General features: G+C 65.6%; 20 protein-coding genes and 1 pseudogene. 9 read left to right on the forward strand and 12 right to left on the reverse strand.

The window, feature by feature from the left end; translation table 11 throughout:
- Positions 1-8: 8 nt before the first annotated feature.
- Genes AC5Y42_RS05570 through AC5Y42_RS05585 form a run of 4 tightly spaced genes read left to right on the forward strand, consistent with a single transcriptional unit; the run spans position 9 to position 3,142 of the window.
- Entirely contained in the window at positions 9-1,214 is a 1,206-nt protein-coding gene (locus AC5Y42_RS05570) for an FAD-dependent monooxygenase (protein WP_499896403.1), read from the forward strand.
- A gap of 3 nt (positions 1,215-1,217) precedes the next feature.
- Positions 1,218-2,081 carry an LLM class F420-dependent oxidoreductase gene (locus tag AC5Y42_RS05575; RefSeq protein WP_499896404.1) on the forward strand — a complete coding sequence of 288 codons (864 nt, stop codon included), beginning with the start codon at positions 1,218-1,220 and terminating at the stop codon, positions 2,079-2,081.
- A 10-nt stretch (positions 2,082-2,091) separates the two neighbouring features.
- Positions 2,092-2,517, forward strand: a complete 426-nt coding sequence (locus tag AC5Y42_RS05580; protein ID WP_499896406.1) for a pyridoxamine 5'-phosphate oxidase family protein — start codon at positions 2,092-2,094, stop codon at positions 2,515-2,517.
- A 4-nt stretch (positions 2,518-2,521) separates the two neighbouring features.
- Entirely contained in the window at positions 2,522-3,142 is a 621-nt protein-coding gene (locus AC5Y42_RS05585; RefSeq protein ID WP_499896407.1) for a class I SAM-dependent methyltransferase, read from the forward strand.
- Here AC5Y42_RS05585 and AC5Y42_RS05590 read toward each other — a convergent pair.
- Together AC5Y42_RS05590 and AC5Y42_RS05595 are read right to left on the reverse strand one after the other, a co-directional pair.
- Positions 3,117-5,249, reverse strand: a complete 2,133-nt coding sequence (locus AC5Y42_RS05590; protein ID WP_499896409.1) for a 3-hydroxyacyl-CoA dehydrogenase NAD-binding domain-containing protein — start codon at positions 5,247-5,249, stop codon at positions 3,117-3,119. The two genes, AC5Y42_RS05585 and AC5Y42_RS05590, sit on opposite strands and share 26 nt — an antisense overlap.
- Positions 5,250-5,254: 5 nt before the next feature.
- Positions 5,255-6,466, reverse strand: coding sequence for an acetyl-CoA C-acetyltransferase (locus tag AC5Y42_RS05595; protein WP_499896410.1), 1,212 nt, complete (start codon positions 6,464-6,466; stop codon positions 5,255-5,257).
- A gap of 191 nt (positions 6,467-6,657) precedes the next feature.
- Here AC5Y42_RS05595 and AC5Y42_RS05600 point away from each other — a divergent pair, with 191 nt between their 5' ends.
- Positions 6,658-7,854, forward strand: coding sequence for a pyridoxal phosphate-dependent aminotransferase (locus tag AC5Y42_RS05600; RefSeq protein WP_499896412.1), 1,197 nt, complete (start codon positions 6,658-6,660; stop codon positions 7,852-7,854).
- Here the strand turns inward: AC5Y42_RS05600 and AC5Y42_RS05605 are convergent.
- The 4 genes from AC5Y42_RS05605 to AC5Y42_RS05620 are packed head-to-tail and all read right to left on the reverse strand — an operon-like array spanning position 7,826 to position 10,363.
- On the reverse strand, positions 7,826-8,275 hold the full coding sequence (locus tag AC5Y42_RS05605; RefSeq protein ID WP_499896413.1) for an SRPBCC family protein: 450 nt from the start codon (positions 8,273-8,275) through the stop codon (positions 7,826-7,828). The two genes, AC5Y42_RS05600 and AC5Y42_RS05605, sit on opposite strands and share 29 nt — an antisense overlap.
- Positions 8,276-8,286: 11 nt before the next feature.
- Positions 8,287-8,742: an SRPBCC family protein gene (locus AC5Y42_RS05610; RefSeq protein ID WP_499896414.1), complete on the reverse strand. Its 456-nt coding sequence runs from the start codon at positions 8,740-8,742 to the stop codon at positions 8,287-8,289.
- 40 nt (positions 8,743-8,782) lie between these two features.
- Positions 8,783-9,916 carry a CaiB/BaiF CoA transferase family protein gene (locus AC5Y42_RS05615; protein WP_499896415.1) on the reverse strand — a complete coding sequence of 378 codons (1,134 nt, stop codon included), beginning with the start codon at positions 9,914-9,916 and terminating at the stop codon, positions 8,783-8,785.
- A gap of 6 nt (positions 9,917-9,922) precedes the next feature.
- Positions 9,923-10,363, reverse strand: coding sequence for an SRPBCC family protein (locus AC5Y42_RS05620; RefSeq protein WP_499896417.1), 441 nt, complete (start codon positions 10,361-10,363; stop codon positions 9,923-9,925).
- 66 nt (positions 10,364-10,429) lie between these two features.
- Here AC5Y42_RS05620 and AC5Y42_RS05625 point away from each other — a divergent pair, with 66 nt between their 5' ends.
- Positions 10,430-12,097, forward strand: a complete 1,668-nt coding sequence (locus AC5Y42_RS05625; RefSeq protein ID WP_499896419.1) for an alpha-keto acid decarboxylase family protein — start codon at positions 10,430-10,432, stop codon at positions 12,095-12,097.
- Here AC5Y42_RS05625 and AC5Y42_RS05630 read toward each other — a convergent pair.
- From AC5Y42_RS05630 to AC5Y42_RS05650, 5 genes are read right to left on the reverse strand one after another with little or no spacing between them, the layout of a single operon-like run.
- Positions 12,094-12,267, reverse strand: coding sequence for a (2Fe-2S)-binding protein (locus tag AC5Y42_RS05630; RefSeq protein WP_499896420.1), 174 nt, complete (start codon positions 12,265-12,267; stop codon positions 12,094-12,096). The two genes, AC5Y42_RS05625 and AC5Y42_RS05630, sit on opposite strands and share 4 nt — an antisense overlap.
- A gap of 12 nt (positions 12,268-12,279) precedes the next feature.
- Positions 12,280-12,879, reverse strand: coding sequence for a fatty-acid--CoA ligase (locus tag AC5Y42_RS05635; protein ID WP_499896789.1), 600 nt, complete (start codon positions 12,877-12,879; stop codon positions 12,280-12,282).
- A gap of 26 nt (positions 12,880-12,905) precedes the next feature.
- On the reverse strand, positions 12,906-14,309 hold the full coding sequence (locus tag AC5Y42_RS05640) for a FadD3 family acyl-CoA ligase (protein ID WP_499896422.1): 1,404 nt from the start codon (positions 14,307-14,309) through the stop codon (positions 12,906-12,908).
- 32 nt (positions 14,310-14,341) lie between these two features.
- Complete coding sequence (locus AC5Y42_RS05645; protein ID WP_499896424.1) at positions 14,342-15,532, reverse strand: amidohydrolase family protein; 1,191 nt, start codon at positions 15,530-15,532, stop codon at positions 14,342-14,344.
- Between the two features lie 35 nt (positions 15,533-15,567).
- Positions 15,568-16,002, reverse strand: coding sequence for a hypothetical protein (locus AC5Y42_RS05650; RefSeq protein ID WP_499896426.1), 435 nt, complete (start codon positions 16,000-16,002; stop codon positions 15,568-15,570).
- Between the two features lie 100 nt (positions 16,003-16,102).
- On the opposite strand from AC5Y42_RS05650, the gene AC5Y42_RS05655 reads away from it, so the two are divergent.
- The 3 genes and pseudogenes from AC5Y42_RS05655 to AC5Y42_RS05665 form a co-directional block, all read left to right on the forward strand.
- The gene (locus AC5Y42_RS05655; protein ID WP_499896427.1) at positions 16,103-16,834 is read left to right on the forward strand and encodes an enoyl-CoA hydratase/isomerase family protein; all 732 of its coding nucleotides are present in this window, start codon (positions 16,103-16,105) and stop codon (positions 16,832-16,834) included.
- Positions 16,831-17,238, forward strand: a complete 408-nt coding sequence (locus AC5Y42_RS05660) for an Rv2576c family protein (protein ID WP_499896429.1) — start codon at positions 16,831-16,833, stop codon at positions 17,236-17,238. Before AC5Y42_RS05655 ends, AC5Y42_RS05660 begins: the two co-directional genes overlap by 4 nt.
- Before the next feature lie 218 nt (positions 17,239-17,456).
- A pseudogene (locus tag AC5Y42_RS05665) lies at positions 17,457-17,588 on the forward strand (pyridine nucleotide-disulfide oxidoreductase); the annotation flags it as partial.
- A 40-nt stretch (positions 17,589-17,628) separates the two neighbouring features.
- Here AC5Y42_RS05665 and AC5Y42_RS05670 read toward each other — a convergent pair.
- The gene (locus AC5Y42_RS05670; RefSeq protein WP_499896430.1) at positions 17,629-18,240 is read right to left on the reverse strand and encodes a TetR/AcrR family transcriptional regulator; all 612 of its coding nucleotides are present in this window, start codon (positions 18,238-18,240) and stop codon (positions 17,629-17,631) included.
- Position 18,241: the final 1 nt, after the last annotated feature.

An 18,241-nucleotide genomic window follows, 5' to 3' on the forward strand; every position in this document is an offset into this window, starting at 1 on the left:
GGTGCGAGATGCGCGTATTGATCTCGGGCGCCAGCATCGCCGGACCGGTGCTGGCGTTCTGGCTGGACCGGTATGGGTTCGACGTGACCGTGGTCGAGCGCGCGCCGACGTTACGCAAAACCGGTGGCCATGCCGTCGATTTGTTCCGCCCGGCGATGGAAATCTCGGCCAAGATGGGCGTGCTCCCTCGCATCGAGGCGCATGCCACCAACACGACGCGACTGAACATCTTCCGCGGCGACGACGGGCGACCGATCCGCGTCGACCTCACCAAGATCTACGGCGCTGCCTCCGACCGGCACGTCGAGGTCATGCGCGACGACCTCAGCGAAATCTATTACAGTGCCGCTGATGTCGAGTACCTGTTCGGCGACTCGATCGCAGCCATCGGCGCAGACGGTGAGGTGACATTCGAGCACGCGGCTCCCCGCAGGTTCGACGTCGTGGTCGGCGCCGACGGGCTGCATTCCAACGTGCGGCGGCTGGCGTTCGGTGACGACGCCGGCTTCACTCAGCACCTCGGGGGTTACCTGGCAGTCGCGTCGGCACCCAAAGCGCTGGTGCCCGATGGCGAGATGGTCGGTCAGGTCGACATCGGCCGCATCGCGGGGATCTACAGCGCACAGCATTTGGACGACGCGCGGGTGCTGTTCATGTTCCACAGCCCTGAACTCCAGTACCACCACCGAGACGTACTGCGGCAGAAGGATTTACTGCGCGACGCGTTCACCGGAACCCATCCGCGGGTGGACGGCTGGCTCGAACAGCTCGACACGACGCCGGCGTTCTACTTCGACTCGATCACCCAGCTGCAGCTCGAGAGCTGGTCGCGCGGTCGGGTCACGCTGGTCGGCGACGCCGGCTACTGCCCGGGGCCGGCGGTGGGCGGCAGCACCAGCCTCGCGGTGATCGGCGCGTACGTGTTGGCCGGCGAGTTGGCCCGCGCGCGCGGCGATTACCCGGTGGCGTTCGCAGCCTACGAACAACAGATGCGCGAGCCGGTGCGCCGCAGCCGCGCTTTTGCACGCAAAGCCGCTAAAACCGTCGTCCCTGGCTCGACGGCCGCGCTGTGGGCGGTGACCCGAGGTGCACAACTGGTGTCGGCGCTGCCCGCACCGATCAGCCGCGCAGTCGCGAAGCTGAACGTCACCGGAGTGCGCATGCATGATTCGATACCGGTGCCCGACTACACTGCACTCGTTTGGCAACATTGACGCATGGAACTTACCGGTATTGGCGTATGGAGTAGTCAACTGCGGTACGGCGATCCAGCCGAATCCGCCGAAGCAGCAGCTGAATTGGAGGAACTCGGCTTCGAAGCGCTGTGGATTCCCGATGTCGGCGGGCCGGTATTAGACGCGGTCGGCAACCTGCTGGCCGCAACCAAACGGACGGTGATCGCGACCGGGATTCTGAATCTGTGGATGCACTCGCCGGACGATGTCGCGGCCGGCTATGCCGACCTGACCGCCGCTCATGGTGACCGTTTCCTGCTGGGAATCGGTGTCAGCCACGCCCCGCTGATCGACTCTCGCGAGCCGGGCAAATACCGCAAGCCGCTGGCGGCCACGGCGTCGTTCCTGGACGGGTTGGATGCCGCGCATCATCCGGTGCCGGCCGAGCAACGGGTGCTGGCCGCGCTCGGCCCGAAAATGCTGGCCCTGGCCGCCGGCCGCGCCCGCGGCGCCCACCCGTACCTGGTCACCCCGGAGCACACCGCGGCCGCCCGCGCGGTCTTGGGAGAAGGTCCGCTACTGCTGCCGGAGCAGACCGTGATCCTGACCGACAGCGCCGATGAGGCGCGCGCCATCGGAACCGATTGGCTGCGCTCGTATTTGGCGTTGCCGAACTATGCCAACAACCTGCTGCGCAGCGGCTTCTCGCCAGACGATTTGGCGCAGGTCAGTGACCGGCTCTTCGACGCGATCATTGTCTGGGGCGACGAGAACACCATCATGCGCCGGGTGACCGAACATCAGGCCGCCGGCGCCGACCATGTCTGCCTACAGGTGCTGCTGGCTGATCCGACCACCTTCCCGCGCGAGCAGTGGCGCCGCCTCGCTGTCGCGTGCCGCGGCTAGCCTGGCGTACATGCCGCTCTCTGACGACGAACGCGAACAATTTCTGGCCGAGCCGCACATCGCCGCGTTGTCGGTGACCGCCGGCGATAGTCGCGGACCGTTGACGGTGCCGATCTGGTATCAATATGCGCCGGGCGGCGAGCCGTGGGTGCTGACCGGAGCAGGGTCACGCAAGACGCGGCTCATCGAAGCGGCCGGCTACTTCTCGTTGATGGTCGAGCGGCTCGAGCCGACGGTGCGCTACGTCGCGGTCGACGGGCCGGTCAGCCGAATCGAGCCGGGCACTGACGATCAACTTGTCGAGTTGGCTCGTCGCTATCTGGCGCCGGAACGGGTGGACGCTTATCTGGAGTACGCCCGCAACGAACTCGGGGAGAACGTCGTCATCTACCTGCAACCGCAGCACTGGCTATCCGCTGACCTTGGGGAGGTGTGAGGTTATGGCATCTAGGCACAGGCTGTTTCGGGTCTTCTACCGGCTCGGGTTCACGCCATGGGACGGTCATCCGCAGTCAGCGACATTGCGCGGACTCGTCGAGGGAAGCGATGCTTTGCCACCCGGGTCAGCGCTGGACCTCGGGTGTGGCACCGGCGACGCGTCGATCTACCTGGCGCAACACGGATGGCAGGTCACCGGAGCGGATTTCGTACCGAAGGCCCTCGACGAGGCCCGCTCGAAAGCCCGCGCTGCCGACGTTACGGTCAATTTCGTCCACGCCGATGTCACGCACCTCAGTCAGGCCGGCATCGGAGTCGACTTCCAGATGATCGTGGACAACGGCTGCTTCCACGGCATGAGCGACAGCGATCGTGACCTCTACGTCCAAGAGGTCAGCGCGATCGCCGCCCCGGGCGCGCGGCTGTTCATGATCGCCTTCCAGCCCAGTGGCCGCTTCGGACCGCAAGGAGTCGATCAAGCCGAGATCGAGCGCCGCTTCACGCCCGCATGGTCGTTGCTGTCGGCCGCCGATGAACCGCGGTGGACATCTCAAAACAGATTCGCCGCGCGGTTTACGGCGCGCAGCTACGTGCTCGTTAGGTCAGCGACTTCGGCGGGGTGAACCGGTCGCCGTACTTGGCGGCCAGCTCGCGGGCCCGGGCGACGAAGCCCTCCTTACCGCCCGGGTAGCCGACGATGTATTGCGCAGTGCCGCCGGTCCACGGCGGGAAGCCGATCCCCATGATCGAACCGATGTTGGCGTCGGCCGTCGACGTCAACACACCCTCGTCGAGGCACTTCTGGGTTTCCAGCGCCTCGGCGAACAGCATCCGGTCGATCATGTCCTGCAGTGGCGGCTGCGCCGAGCCGGAGCTGAACGTCTCCCGCAGGCCCGGCCACAGCCGGGTGCGCTTGCCGTCGGCGTACTCGTAGAAGCCGGCGCCCTTCAACCGGCTGGGCCGCTCGAGCTCGATCATCTTCTCGACGACGGCTTCCGCCGGGTGCGGCTCGTAGCTGCCGCCGGCCTCCTCGACACCCTTGCGGGTGGCGACGGCGATCTTGTGCATCAGCTCCAGGTTGAGCTCGTCGGACAGCTGCAGCGGCGGGGCCGGGTAGCCGGCCTGCGAGCCGGCGTGCTCGATCGAAGCCGGCTCCACGCCTTCGCCGAGCATCGCCAGCGCCTCGTTGACGAAGGTGCCGATGACACGCGAGGTGTAAAACCCGCGGCTGTCGTTGACCACGATCGGGGTCTTGCCGATAGCCAGGGTGTAGTCGAAGACCCGGGCCAGCGCTTCGTCAGAAGTCTTCTCGCCCTTGATGATCTCGACCAGCGGCATCTTGTCGACCGGCGAGAAGAAGTGAATCCCGATGAAGTCCTCCTGGCGCTTGACGCCGGTCGCCAGACCGGTGATCGGCAATGTGGAGGTGTTGGATCCCAGCAGCGCGTTGGGCTCGACGACGTCTTCGATCTCCTGGAACACCTTGTGCTTGAGTTCCTGGCTCTCGAATACGGCCTCGATGACGAAGTCCACGCCGGCAAGGTCGGCGGCCTCACCGGTCGGAGTGATTCGGCCCAGCAGCGCCTTGGACTTCTCTTCGGTGGTCTTGCCACGCTCAAGTGCCTTGGCTTCCAGCTTCTCCGAATAGCCCTTGCCCTTCTGCGCGGCCTCCAGGCTGACGTCCTTGAGCACCACGTCGAAGCCGGCCTTGGCGGAGACGTAGGCGATACCGGCGCCCATCATGCCGGCACCGAGCACACCGATCTTGTTGATCTTGACCGGCTCAATGCCGTCTGGCCGCGAGCCGCCGCCGTTGATGTGCTGCAAATCGAAGAAGAACGCCTGAATCATGTTCTTGGCCACCTGGCCGGTGACCAGCGAGGCGAAGTAGCGGCTCTCGATGCGGCTTGCGGTGTCGAAGTCGACCTGAGCGCCCTCCACCGCCGCGGACAGGATCGCCCGCGGTGCGGGCATCGGCGCGCCCTTGAGTTGCTTGCGCAGGTTCGACGGGAACGACGGCAGGATGGCCGCCAGCGACGGCGACGCCGGGGTGCCGCCAGGCATCTTGTAGCCCTTGACATCCCACGGCTGAGTGTGGCTGTCCGGGTTGGCCTTGATCCACGCCTTGGCGGCGGGGACCAGCTCCTCGACGCTGCCCAGCACCTCGTCGACCAGACCCATGTCCTTGGCCTTGGCAGGCTTGAACCGGGTGCCCTGAGCGAGCACGCTCACGAACGCGTTCTGAATACCCAGCATTCGCACGGTGCGGGTCACTCCACCGCCACCGGGCAGCAGCCCCAACGTTGCCTCCGGCAAGCCAATCTGGCTGCCCTTGACGTCGGCGGCGATGCGGTGGTGACAGGCCAGCGCGATCTCCAGGCCCCCGCCCAGCGCGGCCCCGTTGATGGCGGCGACGACGGGCTTGCCGAACGTCTCCAGGGTGCGCAGATCCTTCTTGACCCGCTCGACGGTGTCGAAAGCCTGCCCGGCGTCTTCGGGGCCGAGATTGATCATGCCCTTGAGGTCACCGCCGGCGAAGAAGGTCTTCTTCGCGCTGGTGATCACCACACCGGCGATCGAATCCGCTTCCGCGACAAGGCGTTCGACGGCCTTGGTCATCGACTCGGCGTAATGCTCGTTCATGACGTTGGCCGACCCGGTCGGGTCGTCCAGGGTCAGTGTGACGATGCCGTCGGCGTCCTTGTCCCACTGAATCGTGTTCTCAGGCATGTGAGTTAAACCCTCTCGATGATCGTCGCGACGCCCATGCCGCCGCCGATGCACAACGTGACCAATGCGCGCCGGGCGTTGCGGCGCTCCAGTTCGTCGACCATGGTGCCCAGGATCATCGCGCCGGTAGCACCCAACGGGTGACCCATCGCGATCGCACCGCCGTTGACGTTGAGCTTCTCGTCGGGGATGTTCAGGTCCTTCTGGAACTTCAGCACCACCGAGGCGAACGCTTCGTTGAGCTCGAACAGGTCGATGTCGTCGACGGTCAGGCCGGCCCGGTCGAGCACCTTGCGGGTGGCCGGCGTCGGGCCGGTCAGCATGATCGTCGGCTCCGACCCGCTGGTGGCGGTGGCCACGATGCGGGCCCGCGGGGTCAGCCCCTGCGACTGGCCGGCTTTTTCGCTGCCGACGAGCACCAGCGCGGCGCCGTCGACGATGCCGGAGCTGTTACCGCCGGTGTGCACGTGGTCGATCTTCTCCACCCAGTGGTACTTCTGCAGCGCCACGTCGTCGAAGCCGCCCAGCGCCGCAACGCCTTCGAAGGCGGGCTTGAGCTTGGCCAGACCCTCCATCGTGGTGTCGGGCCGCATGTGCTCGTCGTGGTCGAGGATCAGCAGGCCGTTCTGGTCGCGGACCGGCACCACCGACTTGGCGAAGTAGCCGCCCGACCACGCCGCGGCGGCCTTCTCCTGGCTGCGCAGCGCGTAGGCGTCGACGTCCTCGCGCGAGAATCCCTCGATGGTGGCGATCAGGTCGGCGCCGATGCCCTGTGGCACGAAGCCCAGGTCGTAGTTGGTGGCCGGGTCCAGCGCCCAGGCGCCGCCGTCAGAACCCATCGGCACCCGGCTCATCGACTCCACGCCGCCGGCCAGCACCAGGTCGTCCCAGCCGGAGCGCACCTTCTGGGCGGCGGTGTTGACCGCTTCCAGGCCCGACGCGCAGAACCGGTTGAGCTGCACGCCGCCGGTGGTGTCGGGCAGGCCTGCGGCCAGCACAGCGGTGCGGGCGATGTCGCCGCCCTGGTCGCCGACCGGCGAGACGACGCCCAGGATCATGTCGCTGATCAGGGTCTCGTCGAGGTCGGGGAACCGGTTGCGCAGCTCGTCGACCAGGCCGACGACCAGGTCCAGCGGCTTGACCTCGTTCAGTGACCCGTGGCGCTGCTTGCCTCGCGGGGTGCGGATGGCTTCGTAGACAAAAGCTTCTTCGGACATGGCTGATTCCTCTTCACACGTGGGTTTCGGATCCGTCCACCGGGGACGCTAGTCCTCTGCAGGCCAGCCTAACAGGGCAGCCGATCAACCTGTTGGTTGGGAGCTCCTCAGCGCCGAGCGTGAAGTTGGGTTCACTTTCGATATCGAGCGTGAAGCTACGTTCACGCTCGGCCGCTTTAAGCTCGACGACCATGACGGTGTCGCGGCTGCGGCCGTACGCGACGACGGTGTTCGCCGAGATGTCGGCGCTGGCCGCGCGCATCGGCGCGGTGAACCTCGGGCAGGGCTTTCCCGACGAGGACGGGCCGCCGGGAATGCTCAAGGCCGCTCAGGACGCCATCGCCGACGGCGTCAACCAATACCCTCCGGGCCTGGGCATGGCCCCGCTCCGAGAAGCCGTCGCCGCACAGCGCCAGCGGCATTTCGGCATCGACTACGACCCGGACACCGAGGTGCTGATCACCGTCGGTGCCACCGAGGCCATCGCGTCGGCGGTGCTGGGCCTGGTCGAACCCAGCTCCGAGGTGATCCTGATCCAGCCGTTCTACGACTCCTACTCGCCGGTGGTCGCCATGGCGGGCGCACAACGGGTCGTCGTGCCACTGGCGGCCCACGGTCGCGGCTTCGCCCTGGACACCGACGCACTGCGGCGTGCGGTGACACCGCGGACCAAGGCGCTGATCGTCAACTCGCCGCACAACCCGACCGGCATGGTGCTGACCGAAACCGAACTGACAGCCATCGCGGAGATCGCCGTCCAAGCCGATCTGCTGGTCATCACCGACGAGGTCTACGAGCATCTGGTCTACGACGGCCGCCGACATCTGCCACTGGCCGGCTTCGACGGCATGGCCGAGCGCACGATCACCATCTCCAGTGCCGCCAAGATGTTCAACTGCACCGGCTGGAAGATCGGATGGGCATGCGGCCCAGCCGAACTCATCGTCGGGCTGCGGGCAGCCAAACAGTACTTGAGCTACGTCGGCGGCGCGCCGTTTCAGCCGGCGGTGGCTCACGCGCTGAACACCGAAGAGGCCTGGGTGGCCGCGCTGCGAGCCTCGTTGCAGCAACGACGCGACCGGCTCGCCAACGGGCTGACTGAGATCGGCTTCGAAGTGCACGACAGCTCAGGCACCTACTTTCTGTGTGCCGACCCGCGCCCGCTCGGCTACGACGACAGCACGGCATTCTGCGCGGCGCTACCGGAACAGGTCGGCGTGGCGGCGATCCCGATGTCGGCGTTCTGCGAACCGGACGCCGGCAAGCTTTGGAATCACCTGGTGCGCTTCACTTTTGCCAAACGCGACGACACGCTGGACGAGGCGATCCGTCGACTGGCCGCGCTGGGTGAAGGCCCGGCTATTTCGGCGCGCTCTCGCCACCCATGACTCGCTTGCGCAGGCCCTCTGTCGCCGCACCCAACACGATTTTGCTGGCTCGCTTGACGATGAACTCCGGTACCGGTCCTGAGGGTTCGACGGTGATGTCGAAGCGCACCCGGGTCTTGTCGACGCCCTCACGCTTGAGGCTGTATTCGACATGCTGTCCACGCTGCTGGAAAGTCTCTTCAGCATCCCAGACCACCCAGTCGGGACCCCAGTGATATTCCAGGATCTCCTTGTCGACCAGCCCGAAAATCTTGAGAGTGGCCCGCACATGATGCGGCCGGCCGTCTTCGTAACGGTCGAGCACTTCGACTTGTCGGTGCACCGTTGACCATGACGTCAACGTGCTGACATCGGCAAGCGCCTCCATCACGACGTCCGGCGGCGCGTCGATGATGATTTCTCGCGACGCTTGTACGGCCACCGGTCCCGCTCTCAGCCCTGCTGATCCGGCCGGTCGACACCCATCACCCGCCTGCGCAGCCCCTCGGTGGCGGCGTGCAGGATCCTCTTGCGGGCGCGGTTGACCAGAAACTCGGGCAGCGGGGCCGACGGCTCCAGGGTGATGTCGAATCGCACGCGGGTTTTGTCGTCGCCTTCACGTTGCAGGGTGTATTCGACGTGTTGCCCGTGCTGTTGACCCGTTTTGCGCGCATCCCACACCACCCAGTCAGGGCCCCAGTGGTATTCGACTACTTCCTTGTCGACAATGCCGACCACCTTCACGGTGACCTTCACGTGGTGGGGCCGACCGTCCGGATAGCAGTCCAGCACCTCGGCCTGTTTGTGAACCGAGGACCAGGACGGCACCGACCCAATGTCAGCTAGCGCGTCGAGGATCGCATCCGGCGGCGCGTCGATGACGATTTCGCGTGATGCTCGTACGGCCACTGGCATCAAGCTTATAACCGCAGGGGGTCCGTCACCGGGATTACCAGCCGATGGCCTCCAATGGTGTCGTCCCGGTCGGCGGCACCTGCACCGGACCGGCGGGCGTGCGGGAAAACCGCGGCGCCGGCGCGGCCTGCTCGACGCCATGAGCGTTGACGACTGTGGCGCGTGCGGTCATGTGCGCATCGCCGGCGGCCTCAGCCCACGTCAACACCGGGGTCACACATGCGTCGGTGCCCGCGAAAATCTTCGTCCACTCGTCGCGGGTCTTGCCGGCGAAGCGTTCGGTGAAAATCTCACGCATCCGCGGATAGGACCCGATGTCGAGTTGCCCCGGCACCTCGTCGGCGGACAACTCGAGCCCGCGCAGCAACTCGGCAAAGAACTGCGGCTCGATCGCACCGACGGCCAGGTACTTGGCGTCGGCGGTCTCATAACAGCGGTAGAACGGCGCACCGCCGTCGAGCAGAAACGACTCACGCTCGTCGCGCAACGCCCCCGTCGACTTCATCGTCCACATCATCTGGGCCAGCACGCTGACCCCGTCGATCATCGCGGCGTCGATGACCTGACCTTTACCGGAATGCTCCCGCTCATACAGCGCGGCCACGATGCCCAGCAGCACCAACATCGAGCCACCACCGAAGTCGGCGACCAGGTTCAGCGGCGGCATCGGCGGCCGGTCGCGGTAGCCCAGTGCTGACAGCGCCCCGGTCTGCGACAGGTAGTTGATGTCGTGGCCGGCGGTGGCGGCTCGCGGCCCGTCCTGGCCCCATCCGGTGATCCGCGCGAAGATCAACCGGGGGTTGACCGCAGCGCAATCCTCTGGGCCGATTCCGAGCCGCTCGCAGGTGCCCGGCCGGAAGCAGTCCAGCAGCACGTCGGCGTTGGCGGCCAACTCGAGTAGCCGCTGGGGTTGCGCCTTGACGTCGAGGTCGACGATGCGTTTGCCGCGGTGCAGCAGGTCGCGCTCCTCGGCCGGCATGGTGAGGACTGCTTGGTGGCGACCCGCTGCGCCCGGCTTCGCCGCGCTTGCGATCGCCACGCCGCCGGGGCGGCGCACCCGCACCACATCGGCACCCAGGTCGGCGAGCACCATCCCCGCGTGCGGCCCTGGCCCGATGCCGCCGAGTTCGACGACCCGCACGCCCGCCAGCGGTCCGGGGTGCGTCACCGACAGTCAGCCCTTCTTGACTTTGAGCACCTGTTTGCGCAGCCCGTCGGTGGCGGTTTCCATGCCGCCCTTCATGGTGCGTTTGAGCAGGAATCCGGGGATCGGCACGGACGGATCGACGTCCATGTCGAATCTGACCTTGGTCTTGTCGCCTTGGGACGTCAGCGTGTACTTGGCGTCCTGGGCCTTCAACTGCCCCGCGGACACCAAAGTCCAACTGACGCTGTCGGCTGCCCAGGTGTATTCGACGACCTGCTCGTCGGTGAGGCCGGCGGCCTTGATTTTCATCTTCACCCGACGCGGCCGACCGTTGTCGTGGGTGTCGAGTATCTCGGCGCTCTGGTACTGCGGCGACCAGGACGGCGTGTTCTCGACGTCGGCGATGACGTCGAGGATCTCCTCCGGGCTCGCTTCGATGACGACTTCGCGGGAATCCTGCACTGCCATGGTCCGCACCATAGCGAGGCCGCGCCTTGCCCGGTGGTGTTTTCGGCGCAGCGTAGCGTCGGTCTGGTGACTGCCTATACCATCGGTGATTACCTGCTGGACCGCCTCGCCGAACTGGGCGTCACGCACGTCTTCGGCGTTCCCGGCGACTACAACCTCGAATTCCTCGACCACATCGTCGCCCACCCCGACCTTCGGTGGGTCGGTAACGCCAACGAACTCAATGCCGGCTATGCCGCCGACGGCTATGGCCGGCTTCGTGGAATGGCAGCTGTGGTAACGACGTTCGGGGTCGGCGAGCTATCTGTGGCCAACGCGATCGCGGGCAGCTACGCCGAGCACGTTCCAGTGGTGCACGTCGTCGGCGGACCGTCCAAAGACGCCCAGGGCACGCGTCGGGCACTTCATCATTCGCTCGGCGACGGCGATTTCGAGCACTTCCTGCGGATCAGCCGGGAAATCACCTGCGCCCAAGCCAGTCTCATGCCCGCAACGGCAACCCGCGAAATCGACCGGGTGCTGTCCGAAGTACGCGAGCAGAAGCAGCCCGGCTACCTGCTGCTGCCCACCGATGTAGCGCGTTTCGAAACCGAGTCGCCGACGGCCCCGCTGCCGCGTTACACCGGTGGCACCAGCCCGCGCGCGCTGTCGTTGTTCACCGATGCCGCAACCGAACTCATCGCGGAACATCAGCTCACGGTGCTGGCAGACTTCCTGGTGCACCGTTTGCATGCGGTCGACGAACTCGAGGCGCTGCTGGCCGCCGATGTGGTGCCACACGCCACGCTGATGTGGGGCAAAAGTCTGGTCGACGAGAGCTCGCCGAACTTTTTGGGTATCTACGCCGGCGCGGCCAGCGACGAGCCGGTCCGCCGGGCGATCGAAGAGGCGCCCGTTCTGGTCACCGCGGGCGTGGTGTTCACCGACATGGTCAGCGGATTCTTCAGCCAGCGCATCGACCCGGCGCGAACCATCGATATCGGCGCTGAACAAAGCACCGTAGGCACACAGGTTTTCGCTCCGGTGGAGTTGTCCGCGGCGTTGGAGGCGGTCACCGAAATCCTGGCCCGGCGCGCCGTGAACTCGCCGGCGGTCGCGCCCACGTCCGACGACGTCAGCCGGGATCCGCCGGCGCGGGACCGGCCGCTGAGCCAGGAGGTGTTGTGGGACAGGCTCTGTGACGCACTCACCCCGGGCAATATAGTGCTCGCCGATCAGGGCACCTCGTTCTACGGTATGGCGGCGCACCGGCTTCCGCGCGGGGTGACCTTTATCGGGCAGCCGCTGTGGGGGTCGATCGGTTACACGCTGCCCGCCATGCTCGGCGCCGGGCTGGCCCACCCGGAACGCCGGCCGGTGCTGCTGATCGGTGACGGAGCAGCCCAGCTCACCGTACAAGAACTCGGTGTCATCTCCCGCGAGGAGCTGTCCCCGGTGGTCGTGGTGGTCAACAACGACGGCTACACCGTCGAGCGGGCGATTCACGGAAAGACGGCCCCCTACAACGACATTGTGCGCTGGGACTGGTCGAAAGTCGCCGGCGCGCTCGGTGTGACCAACCACCTGACATTTCGGGCGGAAACCTACGGTGAACTCGACGACGCCCTTACCGCCGCCGCCGAGCATCAAGACCGGATGGTGCTCGTCGAAGCCGTCGTCGGTCGCTTCGACATTCCGGATTTGCTCACCGAACTGGCTCGGCCCACGTCGCCGGACGGCAGCGCGCGCCGCTAGCGGGCTGAGCGTCTGTCCGCTTCGAGAATGGCACGCAAGGTGTGCCGGCAACGACCGCAGTCGGCGCCCGCGCCGCACGCGCCGGCGATTTCCTTGGTCGTCGACGCTCCGTCGGAGACCACCTCGGTCACCATCTGGCTGGTGATGCCGTTGCACAGGCAGACGAACATGCTGCGGTCCGTTCAGTCCTCGATCCGCATCATGTCCATGAATCTGCCCACGAACAACGGCGGATAGGCTCCTCTCCCCTGGCCGGTCATCCACTGCGCGGCAGCGTCAGGATGGTCGATCCAGCTCCGCACACTGTCCTCGTCGTCGAGTTCCTGCAGGATCATCACTTCCTGCCCGTCGTCGAAAGCCTGGAAAAGCCACGTCTTCCGAACGCCTGCAGTGGTGAACTTGTCGAGCGCGCGACGCACGTCCAGGCTCATCGCCGGCACGTTGTCGACGGCTGCGATCGCGGCCACCACCACCCCGGGTGCCCGCGGCTTGGCCGGCGGCGACGATTCGAAACGATCAACGACCTCCCCGGCGAAGACGGCTGGAATGTCGTCGACGCCCACGGCATCGAACCACTCGAAGAAGACCCGCGACCGCAGCAACTCCACGATCGGCTCTCTGCTGTGCACACCGATCATCACCAGTACGCGCCCGTAGTCATGGATGGACTTGTAGACCAGCACATGATGCGCGCCGATATCCGCGAGTGCCGATTTGCGTCGTTTCAGCAGCGGCCACACCCGGTCTGGATTCGGAACTCGGTAATCCGATGCGATCACCATCGAATGCGGGTGCGGCTCGACGGCGCTCACCGAAGTTTGTCCTTCATCACCTTGCCGGTCGCGTTCAGCGGCAGCTCGTCGCGGAATTCGATGTATCGCGGCGCTTTGAAACCGGCCATCCGCTGCCGAGACCACGCGAGCAAATCACCTTCGGACACCGGTGTTTTCGGCACCACGAAGGCTTTGCCCACCTGGCCGAGTCGCTCGTCGGGAACACCGATCACAGCAGCCTGGGCAACTGCGGGATGTTCCAGTAGAAAGCCCTCGATCTCGGCCGGGTAGGCGTTGAACCCGCCCACGATGAACATGTCCTTCTTGCGCCCGTCGATCCGTAGCCGACCCGCCGCGTCAAGCGTACCCATATCGCCGGTGTGCAACCATCCTTCGGCGTCGATTGCCTGCGCTGTCGCCGCGGGCTCGTCCAGGTAGCGTTGCATGACGCCGTAGCCACGAGCCAGCACTTCGCCGTCGTCGGCGATGCGCACCTCGACGCCCTCGCAGGGCAGGCCCGCAGTGGTGGCCACGGCCTCGAAGGAATCACCGGGCCGGGACAAGGTGATGTTGCCGGCCTCGGTGAGGCCGTAACCGGTCATCAACGTCTGGAAGGGCAGTTCATCGTGTATCCGACGGACCAGTTCGACGGGGATGTCGGCGGCACCGGTCACGCCTGCCCGTAACGTCGACAGCTTGGCCTTATCGGGCACTGTCAGCAACGAGTGGTAGAGCGTCGGCGGCCCGGGCAGCATCGTGATGCGTTCGCGGTCAATCAGATCCACGATCATGCCGATGTCGAAAACCGCGACGGGCAGCATTGTCGCGCCGCGGAGGAACGACGCGACGAGGCCCGCCTTCAAGCCGAACGTGTGAAAGTAAGGGTTGATCATCAAATAGCGGTCGGCCTCGCGTAGATCTGCGAGAGTGGCCCACTCTTCGTACATCCGCAGCGTCTGTTGATGATTCATCATCGCGCCCTTTGGGCGACCGGTCGTGCCCGACGTGAAGATGATGTCGGCGATGTCGGAGCCGCTCACAGTCTGCTCGAATGGTGGACCGTGGGACAGCATGTCAGATTTCAGATCGACCACCGGAACCCCCGCCGGTGCGGTGTACTCATGGCCCAGGAAGCCTTGCTGAACCAGGACGGCCTTGGCTTCGCTGCGGGCGATAATGTCGCCGGCTTCATCGGCCTTGAACCGCGTATTGACCGGCACCAAGACACCACCGGCGGTGAGAAGCCCGAACGCCGCGATGATCCATTCCGCGCAGTTCGGCGCCCAGATGGCCACTCGGTCGCCCTTGTCGATACCGAAGTCAGCGAAAGCGCCTGCTGCGCAGCGGATTCGATCGACAACCTGAGTGAATGTCAAGCGCAGCGGACCGTCGACTATCGCTTCCGCGTCGCCGAAGCGGTCCGCCGCGCTCACAACCATCTCGGGGATGGTCCGCCACCGCGCGTGATAAGTCACACCGTGACGAGCCGACCGAGGTTGCCGCCCATGATTTTTGCCTGGTCTTCAGCTGACAGGTGTGACAGCGCGTTGACGTAGTAGGTCGGCTCCGCCAGTCCTTCCGGGTGCGGCCAGTCCGAGCCGTACAAGACCTGATCCACGCCGACGAGGTTGACCAGATCGTCGATGCCGTCTTCGAAGAACGGGCTGACGTGGATGCGGTTCTTGACCATCTCGACCGGGTCGCTCGGGAAGGCTTCCGGGGCCTTTCGGAACACCTCGGCCAGCCCATCCAGCAACGGGGTCATCCACTTCGAACCGGCCTCGACGATCGCGACCTTCAGCTTGGGATGGCGGTAGAGCGCGCCGTGGATCACCCACGAGCCCACCGAGTCCTGGATCGGTCGCCACTCGTTGAGGATGCCCATCGCGTTGGTTTGGAACGGCAGCATCTCCTGGTCGGCGCCGTCCCATTCGGAGGTGTACCGGGAGTAGCCACTGTCGCTGGAGTGCATCCCCACCAGCAGGTCGTGCTCGACGACCCGCTCCCAGAACGGGTCGAACTCGGGCAGCGCGAACGACCGGGGGCCACGGAAGCCGGGAACCGGCGCCGGGCGGACCAAGATGCAGCGGGCACCACGCTTGACCACCCACTCCAGCTCCTCGATCGCCTTCTCCACGATCGGCAGGGTGATGACCGGGGTGGTGAAGATCCGGTTCTGGTAGTTGAAGCCCCAGACCTCATCGAGCCACTGGTTCAACGCATGGATCAAGACGTGGATGGCGACCGGATCGTCGCGCAGCCGCTCCTCGATCAGGCTGGCCAGCGTGGGGAACATTAGGGTGCGGTCCAGGCCCAGCTCGTTCATCTTCTCCAGCCGCGGGCCGGGCTCGAAGAAGGCCGGAATCGCGCGCATCGGCTCACCGAACAGCTCACGCTTGCTCTTGCCGTCCGGGTTGCCGTACTTGAAATACTCCTCCCAGGCGCCCGGCCTGGCGACGACCTCGAAGGTCGGGTTGGGAATGTAGTTGCTGATCACGCCGCGCAGCGCGATCTTGGTGCGCCCGTTGATCTGCACGTACTGGACGAAGTTCTTGTACTCCTTGGGCAGGAACTTGGTCAGCGCTTCCGGCGGCTCGTAGAGATGGTTATCCGCGTCAAAAATCGGAAACGGGACATCTTCCCGATGCGACAACTGCCCCATGAAATCCTCCTTCGCAGTTTTCGAGAATACTATTCTCACTCAGAGGTTAGCGCAATGCGCTCCCGGACCAGCCTCTTCTGCACCTTGCCGCTCGCCGTGCGCGGATAGTCGTCGGCCTCGAGTAAAACCTCTGGCCACTTCTGCCGGGCCACTCCCCGCTCGGCGAGGTGGTTGCGGACTTCTTCGACGCGCCTGGGATCACTGGTCGTGCCGGAGGTGAAGGCGATCAGGCCCGGTCCGGCGGGATCGGCGGCGACGGTGCCGCGGGCGTGCAGCCCGGCTGCCGGCCGACGGGCCACCCGCTCGACGTCGCGGAAGGTTCCCGACCACGTTCGTACGGCCGAGTAGACCCGAAATCCCGCGTCGGGCTGCGGCGTCCAGCTTGCGGCCAGCACCTGTCCGATGGTTTCGCGCGTCCACCAGCCCGCCTGCTCATACCGCGCGACGAGTTCGGCGGGAATTGTGCGCATGCCGGGGCTCCGACCGGCAAAATGTTGGGATCCTTCGACAGGCAGGGGCGATGTTATTCTCCTGCCAGGAGAATGCCAATATCGCGATGGAGACCCGCACATGGTGGATCTGGAGTTTGACCAGGGTCTTGCCGTGCTCACCATTGACCGGCCACACGCCCGCAACGCCATCGCGCTGGACACCATGGACCAGTTGGATAAGGCGATCGACGCGGCCGAGGGCGCCAGCGCGCTGGTCATCACCGGCGCGGGTGATCGGGCGTTCGTGTCGGGCGGAGACCTCAAAGAACTCAGCGCCATCAGGACCGAGGACGACGCCGCGACGATGGCGTGGCGGATGCGGTCCATCTGCGATCGCCTCGCCGGATTCCCCGCGCCGGTGATCGCCGCCCTCAACGGGCACGCGCTCGGCGGCGGGGCCGAAGTCGCCGTGGCCGCTGACATTCGGCTGGCCGCCGAAGACATCCGGATCGGCTTCAATCAAGTAGCGCTGGAGATCATGCCGGCCTGGGGCGGCGCGGAGCGGCTGGCCGCACTGGTCGGCAAAAGCCGGGCGCTGCTGCTGGCTGGAACGGGCACCGTGCTGGACGCTGCCGAGGCCGAGCGCATCGGATTGGTCGATCGGATATTGCCGCGGTCCAGCTTCGACGATGATTGGCGGCAGATCGCCGGCCAGTTGGCACACCGCGCGGCCGGTGAGATCAAACGGGTGGTGAAAGGGGTGTCCGCCGACGATGCGGTGAAAGCCTTCGCCCGACTGTGGGTCAGCGACGCCCACTGGGCGGCCGCCGATCTGGTGATGAACCGCAGCGCCAAAGGAGGTGCGAGATGAAATCTCTGCTGGGTGCAGCATTGGCGATGGTGGTGACCGCGACAACATTCGCCGCGCCGTCACAAGCGGACGACCCAATGCATGAGGTCAGGTACGTCATCACGTCAGCCCATCCGATCTATGCCGACATCTATTACCTGGATCAGCAGCCGCCCAAGTTTTCCGACTACAGCCACAACCCCTACCAGTTCACTCCCCACGTGAACGCCGATATCGCGCCGGGTCACCCCTGGGTTTCGCCTCCGGTCATGCTCTCGACGCCCGACGTGTACGCCATGGTCGTAGTCAGCACCGGTACCGAACCTGGCACGCCACAGTTTCACTGTGCTCTGATCATCGACGGGAAGGTGGTCGTCTCGAACGACGGCGCCAAGGGCGTGATCTGTTCGCAGCGCACCTGGTGACCCAGGCGCCCGTTGCCGACTTGCGCGGCTGTTGGCTCGCCGGCAACTGACAGCGGCCTCACACCACACGTCACGTCGGCAAGTGTGTATTGGCAACCGGTGAGTAGCACGTGGTGCTACACAGTGCTACCGCGGTCGCGTGACTGCGCAACCCGAAATCACTCAACGCGACTTGCGCATACGATCCAAGGAGATCATGGATGCAGTCCCGGCCCGCTGGCCACCGGGCAGTCATACCCGACGGGTTCTGCTGCGATCGAATCAACGACGAACCAGTGCGATGGAGTACCGGTCAGCCGCCGGCATCGGCGGACGCGGTGTTGTGGGCGACAGGGCGGGTGCGGGACAACGACCCGCTAGCACAGCTCAACTCAACCAGCGCTCAGTGAGTCAGGGAGTCGCCGACGCACCGTCCGGGACGGGATCGCCCTCGAGGCGCTGCAGGTAACCCTCCACGAACGCCGCGGTTTCAGCGTGGCCCGCAGACATACCCAGCGCTTGTTCCATGACCAGCACCCGGGACACGCTCGTGATCAACACCGACCATACCAACGGCGGCACCTCGGCGACAGCCATGCCGTAGCGCTCCATCACCGCTGACACCGCCTTAGCCTGCTCTTCACGGAAACGCTCTGCGTAGTAAGCGATTTCGGCTTTGAGCGCTTTGCGATGATTGGCCAAGGCAACGTACTCCATGGTCACCGCGGTGGCCGCCGGATCGAGACTGAACCGCCACAACGCCCATAGCGGTTGCGGCGACGCCAACGCCCGCGCATGCAACTCGAGGCCTTCTTCACCACGGCGGCGAAACGCCGCCAGGAACAGATCGTCCATTGTGCGGAAGTAATAGTGCACGAGTTGCGGTTTCAGCCCGGCCTTCTCGGCGACACGGCGAGACGTGACTGCGGCATAACCTTCTTCGAGCATGAGCTGCTCCGCCGCGTCGAGCAGTACGCCGCGGTTTTTCGCGTCGGGCGCTCCGATTCTGCGTGCGGACGTCATC

The sequence above is a fragment of the Mycobacterium sp. NGS48 genome, assembly GCF_059812585.1.